The sequence below is a fragment of the Streptomyces sp. NPDC058092 genome, assembly GCF_042884935.1.
In the GTDB taxonomy this organism is placed as follows: domain Bacteria; phylum Actinomycetota; class Actinomycetes; order Streptomycetales; family Streptomycetaceae; genus Streptomyces.
In genome coordinates, this window is sequence record NZ_JBHVSY010000007.1 from 218,470 (window position 1) to 238,500 (window position 20,031).

14 protein-coding genes are annotated in these 20,031 nt (G+C 69.5%); 8 read left to right on the top strand and 6 right to left on the bottom strand.

Translation table 11 applies throughout. The features are described 5' to 3' along the window. Positions 1-12 precede the first annotated feature (12 nt). A complete protein-coding gene (locus tag ACFVV1_RS14485) occupies positions 13-1,089 on the bottom strand; it encodes a PAC2 family protein (protein WP_389989419.1) in 1,077 nt (358 codons plus the stop codon). A gap of 255 nt (positions 1,090-1,344) precedes the next feature. Between ACFVV1_RS14485 and ACFVV1_RS14490 the strand changes: the two genes are divergently transcribed. The 5 genes from ACFVV1_RS14490 to ACFVV1_RS14510 all read left to right on the top strand — a co-directional run bounded on the left by ACFVV1_RS14490 (position 1,345) and on the right by ACFVV1_RS14510 (position 7,343). Next, positions 1,345-2,676 carry an L-fuconate dehydratase gene (locus ACFVV1_RS14490; RefSeq protein ID WP_389989421.1) on the top strand — a complete coding sequence of 444 codons (1,332 nt, stop codon included), beginning with the start codon at positions 1,345-1,347 and terminating at the stop codon, positions 2,674-2,676. Further along, on the top strand, positions 2,676-3,455 hold the full coding sequence (locus tag ACFVV1_RS14495) for an SDR family NAD(P)-dependent oxidoreductase (protein WP_389989423.1): 780 nt from the start codon (positions 2,676-2,678) through the stop codon (positions 3,453-3,455). Before ACFVV1_RS14490 ends, ACFVV1_RS14495 begins: the two co-directional genes overlap by 1 nt. Positions 3,456-3,599: 144 nt before the next feature. Continuing rightward, a complete protein-coding gene (locus ACFVV1_RS14500; RefSeq protein WP_389989425.1) occupies positions 3,600-4,646 on the top strand; it encodes a sugar ABC transporter substrate-binding protein in 1,047 nt (348 codons plus the stop codon). Between the two features lie 127 nt (positions 4,647-4,773). Further along, entirely contained in the window at positions 4,774-6,294 is a 1,521-nt protein-coding gene (locus ACFVV1_RS14505; RefSeq protein ID WP_389989427.1) for a sugar ABC transporter ATP-binding protein, read from the top strand. Beyond that, on the top strand, positions 6,291-7,343 hold the full coding sequence (locus ACFVV1_RS14510; protein WP_389989429.1) for an ABC transporter permease: 1,053 nt from the start codon (positions 6,291-6,293) through the stop codon (positions 7,341-7,343). The genes ACFVV1_RS14505 and ACFVV1_RS14510 overlap by 4 nt, the downstream gene beginning before the upstream one ends. 97 nt (positions 7,344-7,440) lie before the next feature. Here ACFVV1_RS14510 and ACFVV1_RS14515 read toward each other — a convergent pair whose 3' ends face one another. The 5 genes from ACFVV1_RS14515 to ACFVV1_RS14535 all read right to left on the bottom strand — a co-directional run bounded on the left by ACFVV1_RS14515 (position 7,441) and on the right by ACFVV1_RS14535 (position 13,430). Beyond that, positions 7,441-8,112 (bottom strand): FadR/GntR family transcriptional regulator, encoded by a 672-nt coding sequence (locus ACFVV1_RS14515; RefSeq protein WP_389989431.1) that lies wholly within the window; start codon positions 8,110-8,112, stop codon positions 7,441-7,443. Between the two features lie 254 nt (positions 8,113-8,366). Next, positions 8,367-9,977 (bottom strand): FAD-dependent oxidoreductase, encoded by a 1,611-nt coding sequence (locus ACFVV1_RS14520; RefSeq protein WP_389989433.1) that lies wholly within the window; start codon positions 9,975-9,977, stop codon positions 8,367-8,369. Between the two features lie 5 nt (positions 9,978-9,982). Continuing rightward, positions 9,983-11,509, bottom strand: a complete 1,527-nt coding sequence (gene glpK / locus ACFVV1_RS14525; RefSeq protein WP_389989435.1) for a glycerol kinase GlpK — start codon at positions 11,507-11,509, stop codon at positions 9,983-9,985. Positions 11,510-11,610: 101 nt separating this feature from the next. Then, entirely contained in the window at positions 11,611-12,402 is a 792-nt protein-coding gene (locus tag ACFVV1_RS14530; protein WP_389989437.1) for an MIP/aquaporin family protein, read from the bottom strand. 263 nt (positions 12,403-12,665) lie between these two features. Next, positions 12,666-13,430 (bottom strand): IclR family transcriptional regulator, encoded by a 765-nt coding sequence (locus tag ACFVV1_RS14535; RefSeq protein ID WP_389989439.1) that lies wholly within the window; start codon positions 13,428-13,430, stop codon positions 12,666-12,668. Positions 13,431-13,669: 239 nt separating this feature from the next. Here ACFVV1_RS14535 and metH point away from each other — a divergent pair, with 239 nt between their 5' ends. The 3 genes from metH to ACFVV1_RS14550 all read left to right on the top strand — a co-directional run bounded on the left by metH (position 13,670) and on the right by ACFVV1_RS14550 (position 19,970). After that, complete coding sequence (gene metH / locus ACFVV1_RS14540) at positions 13,670-17,182, top strand: methionine synthase (protein ID WP_389989441.1); 3,513 nt, start codon at positions 13,670-13,672, stop codon at positions 17,180-17,182. A gap of 120 nt (positions 17,183-17,302) precedes the next feature. After that, the gene (locus ACFVV1_RS14545) at positions 17,303-18,004 is read left to right on the top strand and encodes an HAD family hydrolase (RefSeq protein WP_389989443.1); all 702 of its coding nucleotides are present in this window, start codon (positions 17,303-17,305) and stop codon (positions 18,002-18,004) included. A gap of 364 nt (positions 18,005-18,368) precedes the next feature. Then, positions 18,369-19,970, top strand: a complete 1,602-nt coding sequence (locus ACFVV1_RS14550; RefSeq protein ID WP_389989445.1) for an ABC transporter substrate-binding protein — start codon at positions 18,369-18,371, stop codon at positions 19,968-19,970. Positions 19,971-20,031 lie beyond the last annotated feature (61 nt).

A 20,031-nucleotide genomic window follows, 5' to 3' on the forward strand; every position in this document is an offset into this window, starting at 1 on the left:
CCACCGGCCGTATCAGTCCTCCGGGGAGTCCTCCGATGAATCCTGTGGGCCGTCGTCCCCGTCGTCCCCGCCGTCGCCGCCGTCGCCGTCCTCGTTGTCCTTGCCGGCCGGAGACTGCCGGCCGGGGCCCGTCTCGCCGCCGGTCTCCGGCCGGAGCGGCTTCGGCGGACGGGTGCGGTCGCTGGAGGTGTCGCGCAGATACGAGGCGTCGCTCTCCGTCGCATGCCCGCCGGGCCCCTGGCCCGGACCGACGTCCCTGCGGCGCAGATAGCGCTCGAACTCCCGGGCGATGGCCTCGCCGCTCGCCTCGGGGAGCTCCGCGGTGTCCCGGGCCTCCTCCAGCGTCTGCACGTACTCCGCCACTTCGCTGTCCTCGGCGGCCAGTTGGTCCACGCCGAGCTGCCAGGCGCGGGCGTCCTCGGGCAGTTCGCCCAGCGGGATGCGCAGACCGATGAGGTCCTCCAGGCGGTTGAGCAGCGCGAGAGTGGCCTTCGGATTGGGCGGCTGCGACACGTAGTGCGGCACCGCCGCCCACAGACTCACCGCGGGCACGCCCGCGTGCGTGCAGGCCTCCTGGAGGATGCCGACGATGCCCGTCGGACCCTCGTACCTGGTCTCCTCCAGGTCCATGGTCCGCGCCAGATCCGGGTCGGAGGTGACTCCGCTGACCGGCACCGGGCGGGTGTGCGGGGTGTCGCCGAGCAGCGCACCCAGGATCACCACCATCTCCACGCCCAGCTCATGGGCGAACGCCAGGATCTCGTTGCAGAACGAGCGCCAGCGCATGGATGGTTCGATACCGCGGACCAGGACGAGGTCACGGGGCTTCTCCCCGCCGACGCGGACCACGGAGAGCCGGGTGGTCGGCCAGGTGATCTTGCGTACCCCGCCGTCCAGCCAGACCGTGGGCCGGTTGACCTGGAAGTCGTAGTAGTCCTCGGCGTCCAGCGCCGCGAACACCTCGCCCTTCCACTCCCGGTCCAGATGCGCGACCGCCGTGGAGGCGGCGTCACCTGCGTCGTTCCATCCCTCGAACGCGGCCACCATGACCGGGTCGATCAGCTCGGGAACCCCCTCGAGCTCGATCACCCAGGCCTCCTTCCGAAGTTCCCTTGCGTACGCACCAACCTTACGGCTTCCGGCCACTCCCACCGCAGCCCCTGTGCACAGCCGGGTGAACCTGTGCCACGGGGGTGCATCATCGGTCGAATCAGGGCATCAGTCTGTGAATACATCCGAGCTGTGTCCGTCGATTTTGCTCTGACCCTGGACGTTGGGGCCTTCATGGGGCTATACATCGGATGACCAGAGCAGAGGTCCGATGTTATTCCCCTGGGGGCGCACATGAGTCAGACCGTCACGGATTTCGAGGTCCACGACATCCGTTTTCCGACCTCGGAACAACTGGACGGCTCGGACGCCATGAACCCCGATCCCGACTACTCGGCCGCCTACGTCGTCCTGCGTACCGAACCCCTCGACGAGGGAGCCGTCATCGAGGGACATGGCTTCTGTTTCACCATCGGGCGCGGCAACGAGGTGATGGCCGCCGCCATCGAGGCGCTGCGCCCGTACGTGGTGGGGCGCCCGGCGCCCCGTACCGCGGCCGACCTCGCCGCACTGCACCGCGAGCTCACCCATGACTCCCAACTGCGCTGGCTCGGCCCCGAGAAGGGCGTGATGCACATGGCGGCCGGCGCGGTCGTCAACGCGGCCTGGGACCTGGCGGCGAAGCAGGCCGGCAGGCCCGTCTGGCAGTTCCTCGCCGAGATGACGCCCGAGGAGCTCGTCTCCCTCGTCGACTTCCGCTATCTCACCGACGCGCTCACTCCCGACGAGGCCCTCGCGATCCTGCGGGCCGCCGAACCGGGACGGGCCGAGCGCGCCGAGCGGCTGCGCGCCGAGGGCTACCCCGCGTACACCACCTCGCCGGGCTGGCTGGGATACACCGACGACAAGCTGGTCCGGCTGGCGAAGGAGGCCGTCGCCGACGGCTTCACCCAGATCAAGCTGAAGGTCGGCGGCAACCTCCGCGACGACGTCCGCAGACTCGCCCTGGCCCGCGAGGCCGTCGGGCCGGACGTCCGGATCGCCGTCGACGCCAACCAGCGCTGGGACGTCGCCGACGCAGTGGAGTGGATGACCGCGCTCGCGCCGTACGACCCGCACTGGATCGAGGAGCCGACCAGCCCCGACGACATCCTCGGCCACGCGGCCGTCCGCGCCGGGCAGCCCGTCAAGGTCGCCACCGGTGAACACATCGCCAACCGGGTCGTGTTCAAGCAACTGCTGCAGGCCGGAGCCGTCGACTTCGTCCAGATCGACGCGGCCCGGGTCGCGGGCGTCAACGAGAACCTGGCGATCCTGCTGCTCGCCGCCAAGTACGGCGTACCCGTCTGCCCGCACGCGGGCGGAGTCGGGCTGTGCGAGCTGGTGCAACACCTCTCGATGTTCGACTATGTGGCGGTCTCCGGCAGCTGGGAGAACCGCGTGATCGAGTACGTCGACCATCTCCACGAACACTTCGCCGACCCCACCGTGATCGAGAACGGCCGTTACACCGCGCCGGGTTCACCGGGCTTCTCCGCCCGGATGCTCCCCGAGTCGATCGCCGCACACCGCTACCCGGAGGGCCCCGTATGGCAGGCCCGCCGCATCACCGAGGAGGCCAACTGATGACCGGCACACGCGACTTCGAGGGGATGAAGGCCCTGGTGACGGGCGGCGCCTCCGGTATCGGCGCCGCTGTCGCGACCCTGCTGCTCGCGCGCGGCGCACAGGTGGCCGTGCTCGACCGGGAGACCGCGGGCGCCCCCGCGGGCGTCCTGGCCGTCAAGGCGGACGTCACCGACGACGACGCCGTGCGCGAGGCGGTCGACCGGGCCGCCGGCGAACTGGGCGGCCTGCACACCGTCGTGTCCAACGCGGGCATCGGTTCCATCGGCACCGTCGAGGACAACGCCGACGAGGAGTGGACCCGGGTCCTGGACATCAACGTCCTCGGCATGGTCCGCACCGCCCGGCACGCCCTGCCCCATCTGCGGCGCGCGGCGGCCGAACGCCCCGGTGCCGTCTCGATCACCCAGACCTGCTCGATCGCCGCGACCGCCGGACTGCCGCAGCGCGCCCTGTACAGCGCGAGCAAGGGTGCGGTCCTCTCCCTGACGCTCGCGATGGCCGCCGACCACGTCCGCGAGGGCATCCGGGTCAACTGCGTCAACCCGGGCACCGCGGACACCCCGTGGATCGGCCGGCTCCTCGGGCAGGCCGACGACCCGGCCGCCGAACGGGCCGCGCTCAACGCCCGCCAGCCGCTGGGGCGGCTGGTCTCGGCCGATGAGGTGGCCGCCGCGATCGTCTACCTCGCGAGCCCCGCCGCCGCCGCCGTCACCGGCACGGCACTCGCCGTCGACGGCGGAATGCAGGGCCTGCGCCTGCGCCCCGCCGAAAGCTGATCAGGGACGCGCGGCCCCGGGCCTGTCCGGTTCTGATCCGCCGGACAGACCCGAGCCGCATCACCGGGCCGCGCCCCCGCGCACCACGCACCCCGCTCTGCCCACAGAGCTCCGACCGGTACTCCACCAAGGATTGGGACACCAATGAGAGTACGTACGACGAGTGCGGCCGCCTGCGCCGTACTGCTGGCCGTCACTGCCCTCGCGGGCTGCAACCGCGAGTCCACCGCTGACGGCGCGGGCGGCGGGAAGGTCGGAATCGACCTGCCGCGCAGCGACAGCGACTTCTGGAACTCGTACCAGAACTATGTGCAGAAGGGGGTCAATGCGGGCGAGGTCAAGGCCCTGCCGCTGACCAACTCGCAGAACGACATCGGCAAGCTGGTCGCCAACGTCCAGACCTTCACCGACCAGGGCGCCAAGGCCGTCGTGATGGCACCTCAGGACACGGGTGCGATAGCCGAGTCGCTCAACACGCTGAACGAGAAGAAGATCCCCGTCATCAGCGTCGACACCCGCCCCGACAAGGGCAACATCTACATGGTGGTGCGGGCCGACAACAAGGCGTACGGGACCAACGCCTGCAAGTACCTCGGCGAACAGCTGAAGGGCAAGGGCAAGGTGGTCGAGTTCCAGGGCGACCTCGCCTCGATCAACGGCCGTGACCGGTCCGAGGCGTTCAAGACCTGCATGGACAAGGACTTCCCCGGCATCAAGGTCTTCGAGCTGGCCACCGACTGGAAGGGCGATGTCGCCTCCGCCAAGCTCCAGGCCACCCTGGCCGCCAACCCCGACATCAACGGCATCTACATGCAGGCGGGCGGTGTCTTCCTGCAGCCCACCCTCGCGCTCCTGGAGCAGAAGAAGCTGCTGAAGCCGGCCGGTACGCCGGGCCACATCACGATCATCTCCAACGACGGCATCCCGGAGGAGTTCGACGCCATCAAGGCCGGGAAGATCGACGCGACGATCTCCCAGCCCGCCGACCTGTACGCGAAGTACGCGCTGTACTACGCCAAGGCGGCCCTGGACGGCAAGACCTTCAAGGAAGGCCCGACCGACCACGACTCCACCATCATCAAGATCCCGAACGGCTTCGAGGACCAGCTCCCCGCGCCGCTGGTGACCAAGGACAACGTCGACGACCCGAAGCTGTGGGCCAATCAGCTGGAGAAGAAGAGCCAGCCGTGACTCCGCCCTCTCGTTGCCGAGAGGGCTTTCCTCCCGGCTCCGAGGAACCGAGACGCGGCCAAGCCCTGACCGCTGCCGGGGGACAGGGCACCGACATTTCTACGGCGCTTCGCTGAGAAGGGGTCTGATGGAAGAGGCACCACCCGCCGTACAGGCGGAAGGCGTTGTCAAACGCTTCGGGCCCACCGTGGCGCTCGACGGGGTCCGGCTCACCGTGCGGCCCGGTGAGTCCCACGCCCTCGTCGGCCGCAACGGCGCAGGCAAGTCGACACTGGTCAGCGTCCTGACCGGGCTCCACAAGGCGGACGCGGGCACGGTCACCTTCGGCGGGGAGCCCGCGCCCGCCTTCGGGGACACCACCGCCTGGCAGTCGAAGGTCGCCTGCGTCTACCAGAAGTCGATGGTCGTCCCCGATCTGACCGTCGCCGAGAACCTCTTCCTCAACCGCTTCGACGACAACGCCCGCTGGATCAGCTGGGGGAAGCTCCGCAAGCGGGCCGAGGGGCTCCTCGCCGAGTACGGCGTCCAGGTCGACCCCGGCACCCGGGCGCGCGATCTCGCCGTCGAGCAGCGGCAGTTCGTCGAGATCGCCCGGGCGCTGTCCTTCGGTGCCCGGCTGATCATCCTGGACGAGCCGACCGCCCAGCTCGACGCCCGCGGCATCGGGCGGCTCTTCGACAAGCTCAGGGAACTGCAGAGCCAGGGAGTGGCGTTCCTCTTCATCTCCCACCATCTGCAGGAGGTGTACGAGCTGTGCACGGCGGTCACCGTCTACCGCGACGCCCGCCATGTGCTCACCGCCCCGGTCGCCGACCTCGCCAAGGCGGAACTGGTGGCGGCGATGACCGGCGAACAGTCCGCCGGCGCCACCGCCTGGCACGCGAACGGTGACGCCGCGACGGTACGGGACGAGTCGGCCGCCCCCGTCCTGCGCACCGAACGCCTCACCCTTCAGGGCCAGTTCGAACCGCTGGACCTGGAGGTACGCCCGGGCGAGGTGCTCGGCCTCGCCGGCTCCGCGGCCAGCGGCAACACGGCCCTGGGCGAGACCCTGGCCGGAATGCGCAAGGCGGGCGGCGGCACGGTCTCCGTCCACGGCAGGGCCGTGCGCTCCGGCAGCGTGCCGCACGCACTGGACGCCGGGATCGGCTACATCCCCGAGGACCGGCACGACCAGGGTCTCGTCCTGGAACGCAGCGTCGCCGAGAACGCCACCCTCACCGTCACCGACCAGCTCGGCCCGTGGGGGACCGTACTGCCCTCCCGTACCAGGGAGTTCGCACGGACCATGATCGCCTCGCTGGACATCAAGACACAGGGGCCCGAGCAGCCCGTCTCCGGACTCTCCGGCGGAAACCAGCAGAAGGTGGTGGTCGCCCGCGCGCTGGCCCGCAACCCGAGCGTGCTGGTGGCGGTCCGGCCCACCGCGGGTGTGGACGTCAAGTCCAAGGACTCGCTGCTCTCGGTCGTACGGCGGGTCGCCGACGAGGGGAACGCCGCAGTGATCATCTCGGACGAACTGGACGATCTGCGGGTCTGCGACCGGGTGCTCGCCCTGTTCCACGGGCGCGTGGTCGCGACATTCGCCAGCGGGTGGACCGACGGGGAACTCGTCGCCGCCATGGAAGGTGTGGGGGAAAGGGAATGACCGGCACGGTACGGCCCGCGGCGGCCGACGACATCAACGGCGGGCCGAAGGGCTCCCCGACGGGCGAGCGCCCGCTGGACCGGCTGAAGCTGATCCGGTGGAGCGACTTCTCCCTGGTACCGGTGATCCTGGTGCTGATGGTGATCGGGTTCATCGTCTCGCCGGTGTTCCTGACCTCCGAGAACCTGATCAGCGTCGTCCAGCAGTCCTCCGAGCTGAGCCTGCTGGTCCTGGGCCAGGCGCTGATCCTGATCTGCGGACGGATGGACCTGTCACTGGAGTCGACGATCGGCATCGCGCCCGTCGTCGCGATGTGGCTCGTCCTGCCCACCGAGGGCGGCCGCTTCGCGGGCCTGGGCCTGCTGCCCACCTGGTCGGCGATCCCGCTCTGTCTGCTCGTGGGCCTCGCCGTCGGTGCCGTCAACGGCTTCCTGATGCTGAAGCTGCGGGTCAACGGCTTCATCGCCACGCTCGGCATGCTCACCATGCTGCGCGGCCTCCACATCGGCATCACCGAGGGCAAGTCCATCACCGACGTGCCGGAGTCCTTCCGCTACCTCGGCAAGAGCGAGTGGTTCGGCGCGCCGGCCGCCGTCTGGATCTGCCTCGCGCTGTTCGCCGTCGGCGGCGCCGCGCTGGCCTGGCTGCGCCACGGGCGTTCGCTGTACGCGATCGGCGGCAACCCGGAGGCCGCGCGCGCCGCGGGCATCCGGGTGGACCGGGTCACCTGGATCGTGCTCGCCATCGGCGGTCTGCTGGCGGCCTTCGCGGGCATCCTCTACACCGGCCACTACGGGTCGGTCGCGGCGACCCAGGGCAACGGCTGGATCTTCCAGGTGTTCGCCGCCGCGGTCATCGGCGGCATCAGCCTCAAGGGCGGACGCGGCACCCTGTTCGGTGCGCTGACCGGCGTACTGACGCTCCAGCTGGTGGTCAACGTGATGACCCTCGGCGGCGTCCCCGCGCTGTGGAACCAGTTCCTCAACGGCGCGATCATCATCGTCGCCCTGGTCATCTCCCGCTTCGCGAGCGGCGAGAAGCAGGACTGATCTTTTTTCGCGCGACGCCGGCGGTGCTGACCGTTCTCAGCCCCGCCGGCGTTCGGGCGCGGGTTGCGGGGCGGAGCCCCGGAACCCGCCCGCCGCGCTACAGCGTCGACCGCAACCACTGCTCCACGCTCGCCACATGCACCGTCGCCCACGCCCGCGCCGCCTCCGCGTCCCGGTCCCGCAGCGCCGACACGATCGCCCGGTGCTCATGGAGCGTGCGGCTCACCGCGTCCTCCTGCGTCAGACCGCGCCAGACCCGCGCCCGGGTCGTCGGCCCCGACAGCCCGTCGAGCAGCGAGCAGAGCACCGAGTTCCCGGAGGACTGCACGATCCCGCGGTGGAACTCCAGATCGCAGGCGACCAGCTCCTCCACCGAGGGCTGCGCGCCCAGGGCGTCCAACTGTGAGCTCAGCACGTCCAGTTGGTTCTCGCTGATCCGGGTAGCCGCCATCGCCGTCGCCGCCGGTTCCAGGATCCGTCGGACCGCCAGGAATTCGAGCACCGTGTCGTCGCGGTGGAAGTCCACGACGAAGCTCAGCGCCTCCAGCAGCAACTGCGGATCGAGGCTGGTCACATACGTGCCGTCGCCCTGCCGCACATCGAGAATGCGGATCAGCGACAGGGCGCGCACCGCCTCCCGGAGGGAGTTGCGGGAGAGCCCCAGCTCGGCCGCGAGTTCGCTCTCCTTGGGGAGCCGGTCGCCGGGTCGTAGCGCACCCGAGACGATCATTCCCTTGATCTTCTCGATCGCCTCGTCGGTGACAGCCATGACGGTCCTCCTGGATCCGGACTGGAATCAGACATCCGATGTCTCCCCTCATTATGCGGGTCGGAAGAGGCTGATGAACCAGGTCTGCCGCAGGTCGTCCCGGGTAGTACGCGCCCCGGCGGACGGCCGCCGGGGATCGCACGCGCACAGCGGCCGTACGGCGCGCCCACCGGACCGGGGCATCCCCGGGCAGGCGGACGTACGGACGGGGCGGCCCCACCTGGGAACCGCCCCGTCCGATGCGTACGACCCCGTCAGCTCCGGCCGCCGAGCATGGCCTCGACGCCGGCCCGGATCTCGTCCGTCGCCAGGCCCCGGATCGTCAGCGTCGTCCGGCGGCGCAGCACGTCGTCCGCCGTCTCGGCCCACTCGTGATCACGTGCGTAGGCGACCTGCGCCCAGATCTCCGGCGCGTCCGGGTGGACGCGCTCGGCCAGCGCCGGGTTCTCGTTCGCCAGCCGTGCGATGTCGAAGGCGAGCGAGCCGTAGTGGGTGGCGAGGTGGCGGGCCGTGTCGGCCGCCATCCGGGGGCCGGGCGTACCGCCGTCGATCAGCAGCCGGTGCGCCACCGCGTTCGGGTTGGCGATGCCGGGCAGCGGGAGCTTCTTCGGCAGCCGCGAGATCGGCTCCATGTCGTCCGCCAGGGGGTGGCCGGGGAGTGCGGCCAGCTTGTTCATCACCGTACGGCCGATGTGGCGGAACGTCGTCCACTTGCCGCCCGCGACCGACAGCATCCCGCCGCGGCCCTCCGTCACGACCGTCTCGCGCTTGGCCTTGGACGTGTCGCCCGGGCCGCCGGGCAGCACCCGGAGACCCGCGAAGGAGTACGTGATCAGATCGCGCGACAACTGCTGGTCCTTGACGGAGAACGCGGCCTCGTCCAGGATCTGCGCGGTGTCCTTCTCGTTGACCGCGACGTCCGCCGGATCGCCCTCGTACTCCTCGTCCGTCGTACCGAGCAGCAGCATGTCCTCCCACGGCAGGGCGAACGTGATCCGGTACTTGTCGATCGGGGTCGCCAGCGCGGCCTTCCACGGCCGCGTCCGCTTCAGCACCAGGTGCGCGCCCTTGGAAAGACGTATCGAAGGAGCCGCGCCGGCGTCCTCCATCTTCCGCAGGTGATCGACCCACGGGCCGGTGGCGTTCAGCACGAGACGGGCGTTGACGCCGAACTCCGTACCGTCCGTACGGTCCTCCAGGTCGGCGCCCGTCACCCGGCCCCGGGTGAACCGCAGCCCGGTCACCGCCGCGTGGTTGAGGACGACCGCACCCGCGTCGACGGCCGCACGGACCGTCATCAGTGCCATCCGGGCATCGTTCATCTGGTCGTCGCCGTAGACCGCGACGGCCTTCAGACCGTCCGTACGCAGCTCCGGCACATCGCGCTGCGCCTTCGCCGGGCTGATCACATGGCCGACCCCGTCACCGAACGCGGAGAGCGCCGAGTACGCGAACACACCCGCGCCGAGCTTGGCCGCGCCGTGCGGGCCGCCTTTGTAGACCGGCAGGTAGAAGGTGAGCGGATTGGCCAGGTGCGGGGCCACCTGACGGGACACCGCACGGCGCTCGAAGTGGTTCTCCGCGACGAGCTTCACCGCACCGGTCTGCAGGTAGCGCAGACCGCCGTGGAGCAGCTTGGAGGAGGCGGAGGAGGTGGCGCCGGCGAAGTCGCCGGCGTCCACCAGGGCCACCCGCAGCCCGGACTGCGCGGCGTGCCAGGCGGTGGAGATGCCCAGGATGCCGCCACCGATCACCAGGAGGTCGTACGCAGCCTTGGACAGCTGCTCCCGAGTCTCGGCGCGGCTCGGGAGGGAGCCGGAGGCCGGGTGTGTCCCGAGTGCCGGGACGCTCTGCAGGGTGGTCATGGTGATTACTCCTCGTCTTCGAGCCAGCCCATGGTCCGTTCCACGGCCTTGAGCCAGCTCTTGTACTCGCGGTCGCGGGTGTCCGCGTCCATGCGGGGTGTCCACTCGGCGGCCCGGCGCCAGTTGGCGCGCAGCGCGTCGGTGTCCGGCCAGAAGCCGACGGCGAGACCGGCGGCGTAGGCGGCGCCGAGGCAGGTCGTCTCGGCGACCATGGGCCGCACTACGGGTGCGTCCAGGAAGTCGGCGAGCGTCTGCATCAGCAAGTTGTTGGAGGTCATGCCGCCGTCGACCTTCAGGGCGGCGAGCTCGACACCGGAGTCCTTCGTCATGGCGTCGGTGATCTCCCGGGTCTGCCAGGCGGTGGCCTCCAGGACAGCACGGGCGATGTGGGCCTTGGTGACGTACCGGGTCAGACCGGCGATGATGCCGCGGGCGTCGGAGCGCCAGTACGGGGCGAACAGACCGGAGAAAGCGGGCACGAAGTACGCGCCGCCGTTGTCCTCGACCGACGAGGCCAGCGTCTCGATCTCGGCCGCGGAGTTGATCAGGCCCATCTGGTCGCGCATCCACTGCACCAGCGAGCCGGTGACGGCGATGGAGCCTTCCAGGGCGTAGACCGGCTTCTGTTCGCCGATCCGGTACCCGACGGTCGTCAGCAGTCCGTTGTACGAGTTGACGGGCGTCTCACCGGTGTTCATCAGCATGAAGGTGCCGGTGCCGTACGTGGACTTGGCCTCGCCCTCGGAGAAACAGGTCTGGCCGAAGAGGGCCGCCTGCTGGTCGCCGAGCGCGGAGGCGACCGGGACGCCGGCCAGGACGCCGTCCTTGGCGGTGCCGTACACCTCGGCGGAGGAGCGGATCTCGGGCAGCACGGCCGCCGGGATCTCCATGGACGCGAGGATCTTGGTGTCCCACGTCATGGTGTGCAGGTTCATCAGGAGGGTGCGCGAGGCGTTGGTGACGTCGGTGACGTGCACGCCGCCGTTCGTGCCGCCGGTCAGGTTCCAGATGACCCAGGAGTCCATGGTGCCGAAGAGGATGTCGCCGCGCTCGGCGCGCTCGCGCAGTCCCTCGACGTTGTCGAGCAGCCAGCGGACCTTGGGGCCGGCGAAGTACGAGGCGAGCGGCAGACCGGTCTCGCGGCGGAAGCGGTCCTGGCCCACGTTGCGGCCGAGCTCCTTGCAGAGCGCGTCGGTGCGGGTGTCCTGCCAGACGAGGGCGTTGTGGACGGGCTCACCGGTGTTCTTGTCCCAGAGCAGCGTGGTCTCGCGCTGGTTGGTGATGCCGATGGCCTTCACGTCGGCGGCGGTGATGCCCGCCTTGACGACGGCGCCCGCCACGACCTCCTGGACGTTCTCCCAGATCTCCCTCGCGTCGTGCTCGACCCAGCCCGGCTTCGGGAAGATCTGCTCGTGCTCCTTCTGGTCGACGGAGACGATCCGGCCATCCGTGTCGAAGACGATGCAGCGGCTGGAGGTGGTGCCCTGGTCGATGGCCGCGATGAACGGGCCGGTGGTGTGTGCGTCGGTCACGGTGTGCTCCCGGAAGTCTGTGTGGTCGTGAGGATTACGGCTCTGTACGTCACAGCTCTGTACGTCACAGCTCTGTGCGTCATGGCTCTGTACGTCACGGCTCAGGCGAAGGCGACGTTGTAGAGCCCGCCCGCGATCGCGCCGCCGACGAGAGGTCCGACGACCGGGACCCATGCGTAGCCCCAGTCGGAACCGCCCTTGTTCGGCAGCGGAAGCAGCGCGTGCACGATACGCGGACCGAGGTCGCGAACCGGGTTGATCGCGTAACCCGTCGGCCCGCCGAGCGAGAGACCGATACCGACGACGACCAGCGCGGTGACCATCGCGCCGAGCGTGCCGAGGCCGTTGCCGTCGTTGTTGAGGCCCTGGGTGAGGATCGCCAGGACGAGCACGACGGTGGCGATGATCTCGGTGGCGAGGTTCTGCACCGCGTGCCGGATCTCGGGGCCGGTGGAGAAGACGCCCAGCACCGGGCCCGCCTTCGGGGCGGAGGCCTGGTCGACCATGGCCTCTTCACCCGGCTGGGCGCCCACGATCTCCGGATCTGTGAGATGCGCCCGGAACTGCCCGTAGTACGTCAGCCAGACCAGCACCGCGCCGATCATCGCGCCGAACAGCTGGGAGCCGAGGTACAGCGGTACGTCGCTCCACTTGGTGCCGCCCTCGATCGCGAGACCGATCGTGACCGCCGGATTGAGATGCGCGCCGGACACGCCGCCGGCCAGATAAGCGCCGGTCAGCACGGCGAAACCCCACCCGAAGGTGATGGCGAGCCAGCCGGCGTTCTGCGCCTTGGAGCGCTTGAGAGTGACGGCCGCACAGACACCGCCGCCGAGCAGGATGAGTACGGCGGTACCTATGGTCTCGCCGATGAAGATGTCGGAGCTGGACACCCGCGACTCCTTTGTCCTTCGTCCAGGGAAGCCGAACCCCGGGTCCCTCCGGTGGTCCGCGCCCTCACGTGAGGGCGTTTTCCGGCTCTTGGCGCTGTCACACCTTAACGTGAAATTCCGTTAGCTGTTCGACAATGCCGACCGGTGAACGGCAATGCTTCCCCCAGGTGAAACACGCGTCAAGGGTTGTGTGGCCTATAACTCGATCGTTACCGACGGCCCGCGGTGGCGGGGTCGCCGTCGGCGATCACCCGCCGCCGCGGTCAGAAGGGCCGGGCGCCCAGATCCCTGGAGACCGCGCGGGCGCAGTCCCGCACCGCGGCGATCAGCTCGGGGCGCAGCTCCCCGTCCGCGCAGACCCGCTCCACCGCGCCGGTCACGGCCACCGCGCCGACCGGCATCCGCCGCCGGTCGTGGATCGGGGCGGCCACCGCGGCCACGCCCTCCCAGGTCTCCTCCACGTCGGCCGCCCAGCCGCGGGCCCGGATCAGGTCGAGCATCGCCTCGAACTCCGCCGTCTCGGTGACGGTGTGCGGGGTGAAGGACCTCCGCTCGGCCTCCATCGCCTCGGTGTGCGCCACCGGGTCGTACGCCGAGAGCACCTTGCCCAGGGCCGTGGAGTGCAGCGGCTGCATGGCCCCGACCTCCAGGACCTGCCGGCTGTCGTCGGGCCGGAACACGTGGTGGACGATGAGGACGCCCTGCTGGTGCAGGACCCCCAGATGGGCGCTCTCGCCGCTGGAACGGGCCAGGTCGTCCGTCCAGACGAGCGCGCGCGCCCGCAGCTCGTGGACGTCCAGATAGCTGTTGCCCAGACGCAGCAGCTCGGCGCCCAGCTGATAGCGGCCGGACGCCGTGTCCTGCTCGACGAAGCCCTCGTGCTGGAGCGTGCGCAGAATGCCGTGTGCGGTGCCCTTGGCCAGGCCCAGTGAAGAGGCGATGTCGGACAGCCCCAGCCGACGCTCGCCACCTGCCAGCAGGCGCAGCATCGCCGCCGCCCGCTCCAGCGACTGGATGTTCTTGGCCATCGCGCCGTACTCCTCCACCTCGGTTCGACAATGCTGAACACTATCGGTCGATGCCGACCCGTGCGCGGGCGCGCAGGAAAACCGCTGCACCACACCGATCCGGACATCGCCCCGCACAGCATGCCGTCCGTTCCGTGGGACGGAGTGACGGCCCCGGGCGCCGCCCGGCTACGCTGGCCTGGTGCGCCTTCCGCCGAAGCCGCAAAGCCGACAGCCGTCGCATCCCAGGGAGTACATCCATGGCCTCGTCGCCGACCCCTTCCGCCGACAGCCGGAACCGAGCCGAAGCCCTCCGCGAGGCACTCGCCACCCGGGTGGTGGTGGCCGACGGTGCCATGGGCACCATGCTCCAGGCACAGGACCCGACCCTCGAGGACTTCCAGAACCTCGAAGGCTGCAACGAGATCCTGAACGTCACGCGCCCCGACATCGTGCGCTCCGTGCACCAGGAGTACTTCGCCGTCGGCGTGGACTGCGTCGAGACGAACACCTTCGGCGCCAACCTGGCGGCCCTGGGCGAGTACGACATCGCCGAGCGGGTCTTCGAGCTCTCCGAGTCCGGCGCGCGCATCGCCCGCGAGGTCGCCGACGAATTCACCGCCTCCACCGGACAGCAGCGCTGGGTGCTCGGCTCCATGGGCCCGGGCACGAAGCTGCCGACGCTGGGCCACGCCCCGTACACCAAGCTCCGCGACGCCTACCAGCAGAACGCCGAGGGCATGATCGCCGGCGGCGCCGACGCCCTCCTGGTCGAGACCACCCAGGACCTGCTGCAGACCAAGGCCTCCGTCATCGGCGCCCGCCGCGCCCTGGCGGCCACCGGGGCCGACCTCCCGGTGATCTGTTCCGTCACCGTCGAGACGACCGGCACCATGCTGCTCGGCTCCGAGATCGGCGCGGCGCTCACCGCCCTGGAACCGCTCGGCATCGACCTCATCGGCCTGAACTGCGCCACCGGCCCCGCCGAGATGAGCGAGCACCTGCGCTACCTCGCCCGCCACTCGCGCATCCCGCTCTCCTGCATGCCCAACGCCGGCCTCCCCGTGCTCGGCAAGGACGGCGCGCACTACCCGCTATCCCCGGCCGAACTGGCCGACGCCCAGGAGACCTTCGTCCGCGAGTACGGCCTCGCGCTGGTCGGCGGCTGCTGCGGTACGACCCCGGAGCACCTGCGCCAGGTCGTCGAGCGGGTCCGCGGCGTCGCCGTCACCCCTCGTACCCCGCACCCCGAGCCGGGCGCCGCATCCCTCTACCAGACCGTCCCGTTCCGCCAGGACACCTCGTACCTCGCGATCGGTGAGCGTACGAACGCCAACGGCTCGAAGAAGTTCCGCGAGGCCATGCTGGAGGGCCGCTGGGACGACTGCGTGGAGATCGCCCGCGACCAGATCCGCGAGGGCGCCCACATGCTCGACCTCTGCGTCGACTACGTGGGCCGCGACGGTGTGGCGGACATGGAGGAGCTGGCCGGCCGCTTCGCCACCGCCTCCACCCTGCCGATCGTGCTCGACTCCACCGAACTGCCTGTCCTGCGCGCCGGTCTGGAGAAGCTCGGCGGCCGTGCCGTCCTCAACTCCATCAACTACGAGGACGGCGACGGACCCGAGTCCCGCTTCGCCAAGGTCACCGCGCTGGCCGCCGAGCACGGCGCCGCGCTGATCGCCCTGACCATCGACGAGGAGGGCCAGGCCCGCACCGTCGAGCACAAGGTCGCCATCGCCGAGCGGCTCATCGCGGACCTGACCGGCAACTGGGGCATCCAGGAGTCGGACATCCTCATCGACACCCTGACCTTCACGATCTGCACCGGTCAGGAGGAGTCCCGCGGCGACGGCATCGCCACCATCGGGGCCATCCGCGAACTGAAGAAGCGCCACCCCGACGTACAGACGACGCTCGGCCTGTCCAACATCTCCTTCGGCCTCAACCCGGCCGCCCGCGTCGTCCTCAACTCCGTCTTCCTCGACGAGTGCGTCAAGGCCGGTCTCGACTCGGCGATCGTGCACGCCTCCAAGATCCTGCCGATCGCGCGCCTCGACGAAGAGCAGGTGAAGGTCGCGCTCGACCTCATCCACGACCGCCGCGCCGAGGGCTACGACCCGCTCCAGAGGCTGATGGAGCTGTTCGAGGGCGTCAGCACGAAGTCGATGAAGGCCGGCAAGGCCGAGGAACTCCTCGCGCTGCCGCTCGACGAGCGCCTCCAGCGCCGCATCATCGACGGCGAGAAGAACGGCCTGGAGACCGACCTCGGCGAGGCCCTGCAGACCCGCCCGGCCCTGAACATCGTCAACGACACGCTGCTCGAAGGCATGAAGGTCGTCGGTGAGCTCTTCGGCTCCGGCCAGATGCAGCTGCCGTTCGTGCTCCAGTCAGCCGAGGTCATGAAGACCGCGGTGGCCTACCTGGAGCCGCACATGGAGAAGTCCGACGCCGAGGGCAAGGGCACCATCGTCCTGGCCACGGTCCGCGGCGACGTCCATGACATCGGCAAGAACCTCGTCGACATCATCCTGTCCAACAACGGCTACAACGTCGTGAACCTCGGCATCAAGCAGCCCGTCTCCGCGATCCTGGAGGCCGCCGAGGAGCACCGCGCCGACGTCATCGGCATGTCCGGCCTGCTGGTCAAGTCCACCGTGATCATGAAGGAGAACCTGGAGGAGCTGAACCAGCGCAAGCTGGCCGCCGACTTCCCGGTGATCCTCGGCGGCGCCGCCCTCACCCGGGCCTACGTCGAGCAGGACCTCCACGAGATCTACGAGGGCGAGGTCCGCTACGCCCGTGACGCGTTCGAGGGGCTGCGCCTGATGGACGCCCTGATCGCGGTCAAGCGCGGCGTGCCCGGCGCCGTCCTCCCCGAACTCAAGCAGCGCCGCGTCCCCAAGCGGGACACGGCGGTCCTGGAGGTCGACGAGCCGGAGGAGGGCGTCCGCTCCGACGTCGCCATCGACAATCCGGTCCCCGAGCCCCCCTTCTGGGGCACCCGGGTCGTCAAGGGCATCCAGCTCAAGGAGTACGCGTCCTGGCTGGACGAGGGCGCGCTCTTCAAGGGCCAGTGGGGCCTCAAGCAGGCCCGCGCCGGGGACGGACCGACGTACGAGGAACTGGTCGAGGCCGAGGGCCGCCCGCACCTGCGCGGCTGGCTCGACAAGCTGCACACCGAGAACCTGCTGGAAGCCGCCGTCGTCTACGGCTACTTCCCCTGTGTCTCCAAGGGCGACGACCTGATCCTGCTCCACGAGGACGGCTCCGAGCGCACCCGCTTCACCTTCCCGCGCCAGCGCCGCGGCCGCCGCCTCTGCCTCGCGGACTTCTTCCGCCCCGAGGAGTCCGGCGAGACGGATGTGATCGGCCTCCAGGTCGTCACCGTCGGTTCGAAGATCGGCGGGGAGACCGCCAAGCTCTTCGAGGCCAACTCCTACCGCGACTACCTGGAGCTGCACGGCCTGTCCGTACAGCTGGCCGAGGCCCTCGCCGAGTACTGGCACGCCCGCGTCCGCTCCGAGCTCGGCTTCGGCGGCGAGGACCCGGCCGATGTCGAGGACATGTTCGCGCTGAAGTACCGCGGCGCGCGCTTCTCCCTCGGCTACGGCGCCTGCCCCGACCTGGAGGACCGGGCGAAGATCGCCGAGCTGCTCCAGCCGGAGCGGATCGGTGTGCAGCTCTCGGAGGAATTCCAGCTGCACCCGGAACAGTCCACCGACGCGATCGTCATCCATCACCCGGAGGCGAAGTACTTCAACGCGCGGTAAGACGGTGTTCAACGCGACGTAGCAGAACAAGTCGTACACTGGTCGGTCCAGTGCAGGCCGGTCGTCCTTCCCACGGGAAATGGCGGCCGGCCTTCTCGTCCCTTACGGAAGGTGTGCCGGATGACCAGCACGGTTCCCGCGTCCATGACCCGCACGGCCGAAGGCGCCGCCCTGCAGGCCGTCCTTCTCGACATGGACGGCACCCTCGTCGACACCGAGGGCTTCTGGTGGGACGCCGAGGTGGAGGTCTTCGCCGCGCTCGGGCACCAGCTCGACGAGGCATGGCGGGACGTGGTGGTCGGCGGGCCGATGACCCGCAGCGCCGGCTACCTCATGGATGTGACCGGCGCGGACATCACCCTCACCGAACTCACCGTGCTGCTCAACGACCGCTTCGAGGAGCGCATCGGCCGCGGTGTGCCGCTGATGCCGGGTGCGGCACGGCTGCTGGCCGAACTGGCCAGGCACGAGATTCCCACCGCCCTGGTCTCCGCCTCGCATCGTCGGATCATCGACCGGGTGCTGGACTCGGTGGGTCACCACCACTTCTCCCTGACCGTCGCGGGCGACGAGGTCGCTCGTACGAAGCCGCACCCGGAGCCCTATCTCACCGCCGCGTCCGGCTTCGGGGCCGAGCCCGAGCGGTGTGCGGTCATCGAGGACACCGCGACCGGAGTCGCGGCCGCGGAGGCCGCGGGCTGCCGGGTGGTCGCCGTACCGTCCGTCGCACCGATCGCCCCGGCGTCCGGCCGTGTGGTCGTACGTTCGCTCGAAGAAGTCGACCTCGCATTTCTCCGGGGGCTGGTCACGGGAATGCGGTGATCCACGTACCGAGAGTGTTTCTGTGAATAAACCGAAAAACTCTCGGCATCGGATGGTGCATTTTCTGTCGTGCGCACGTGTGTGCAAGCCGGGCGCACGGCAAAGGAAAGAAAGAGGCTCGGGCGTGACCTTTGTCACCCGAATTACGGGGAGGGCCTTTCGGGATCGCCCGAGGTGCCCGATTCGGGGTGTCGAAGTGTCCTGGTTGATGGCTTCTCGTACGAAACCCTCCCGGCCGGGAAAAACGGCTCGCCGGTAATTCCCATCACCGTCTGATTACACACCGGGCATATCTGGTCCGGCATTGTCGACGCCGCCCGCTAATGTCGTTTTCTCCATGCCGGGATGAGGGAGAGCGTCCACGATGAACCGCAAGACTCTGGTGCTGCCGGCCGTCGTCGGCCTGCTCGCACCGGCACTCGCCGCCTGCGGCGCGTCGGGTGACGGGAGCGATGGCAGGGCCGCCATCGTTGTCGGCATCACGGACCAGTTCGTGACCTCCAAGGACAACCCCGCACCGCTCGACCCCGCCATCGGCTACGAAGCGGGCGTGTGGAACGTGCTCCGGCAGACCGTGCAGACCCTGACGCATGTGCCGCGCGGCGGCGGCGAGCCGGTCCCCGAAGCGGCCGAGAGCTGCACCTTCACGGACACCCAGAACGAGAGCTACCGCTGCAAACTGCGCGCCGGCCTGAAGTTCGCCGACGGCAAGCCGATCACCGCCGATGACGTGAAGTACTCCATCGACCGCGTCATCCGCATCAACACGGCCAACGGGCCCGTCGCCCTGCTCGCCAACATCGACACCGTCGAGACGCGGGGCGAGCGGGAGGTCATCTTCCACCTCCGCACGCCGGACGCCACATTCCCGTACAAGCTCGCCACCCCGGTCGCCGGGATCGTGCCGCGGAGCAAGTACGCCGCGAAGTCCGCACGCACCGGATTCCAGGTGGACGGCTCCGGTCCATACACCATGAAGCCGGAAGTCGAGCACCATCGGGTCGTCAAGGTCCTCTTCACCAGGAACCCGTACTACAAGGGCGATCTGAAGGTGCGGAACGACGAGGTCGAACTGGACCTCTTCCCCGACGCCAAGGCGATGGGAAAAGCCCTCGACGGCAAGAAGATCGACATGATGACCCGCACCATGTCGCCCGAGCAGTCCCGGCGGCTGCTCGAAAACCCCGAGAGCGGCATCAAGCTCACCGAGATGCCCGGTCTCGCCGTCCGCTTCCTCGGCTTCGACACCAAGGACCCGGCCGTGAAGAACAAGGCCGTACGCCAGGCCATGGCCCAGGTCATCGACCGGGGTGAGATCGCGAGCAAGGTGTACGGCACCACGGCCGAGCCGCTGTACTCGCTGATCCCGTCCGGCATCACCGCGCACTCCAACTCGTTCTACAACAGGTACGGCGAGCCCAGCACCGCGAAGGCCGCGGCGATCCTGCGCGCCGCGGGCATCGACACTCCGGTGAAGCTCACCCTGCACTACACGACGGACCACTTCGGCACCGGCACGGCCACCGAATTCGAAGCCCTGAAGAAGCAGTTCAACGACACCGGGCTGTTCGACGTCACCGTCCAGGGCACCGCCTGGGAGACGTACCGCCCCGCGCAGGTGCGCGGCGACTACGCCGTCTACGGCATGGGCTGGTTCCCCGACTTCCCGGACCCCGACAACTTCACGGCGCCGTTCCTCGACAGGAACAACTTCCTCAACTCGCCCTACAAGTCGGACCTGGTCCGGAAGACGCTCATCCCGCAGTCCCGCCGGGAGTCCGACCGCAGCGCCTCGGCCAAGACCTTCCAGCGACTCCAGGACATCGTTGCCCAGGACGTCCCCGTACTGCCGATCTGGCAGGGCAAGCAGTACGTCGCCTCCCGCGAAGGCCTCACCGGCGTCGAATGGGCGGTCAACTCATCCGCCGACCTCCAGCTCTGGGAGCTCGCCGACGGCACCGCCTGAGCACGGACGACGCCCCGGCCGCACCCGGCCGGGGCACACACCGGCTGCTTCCCGGTCCGCC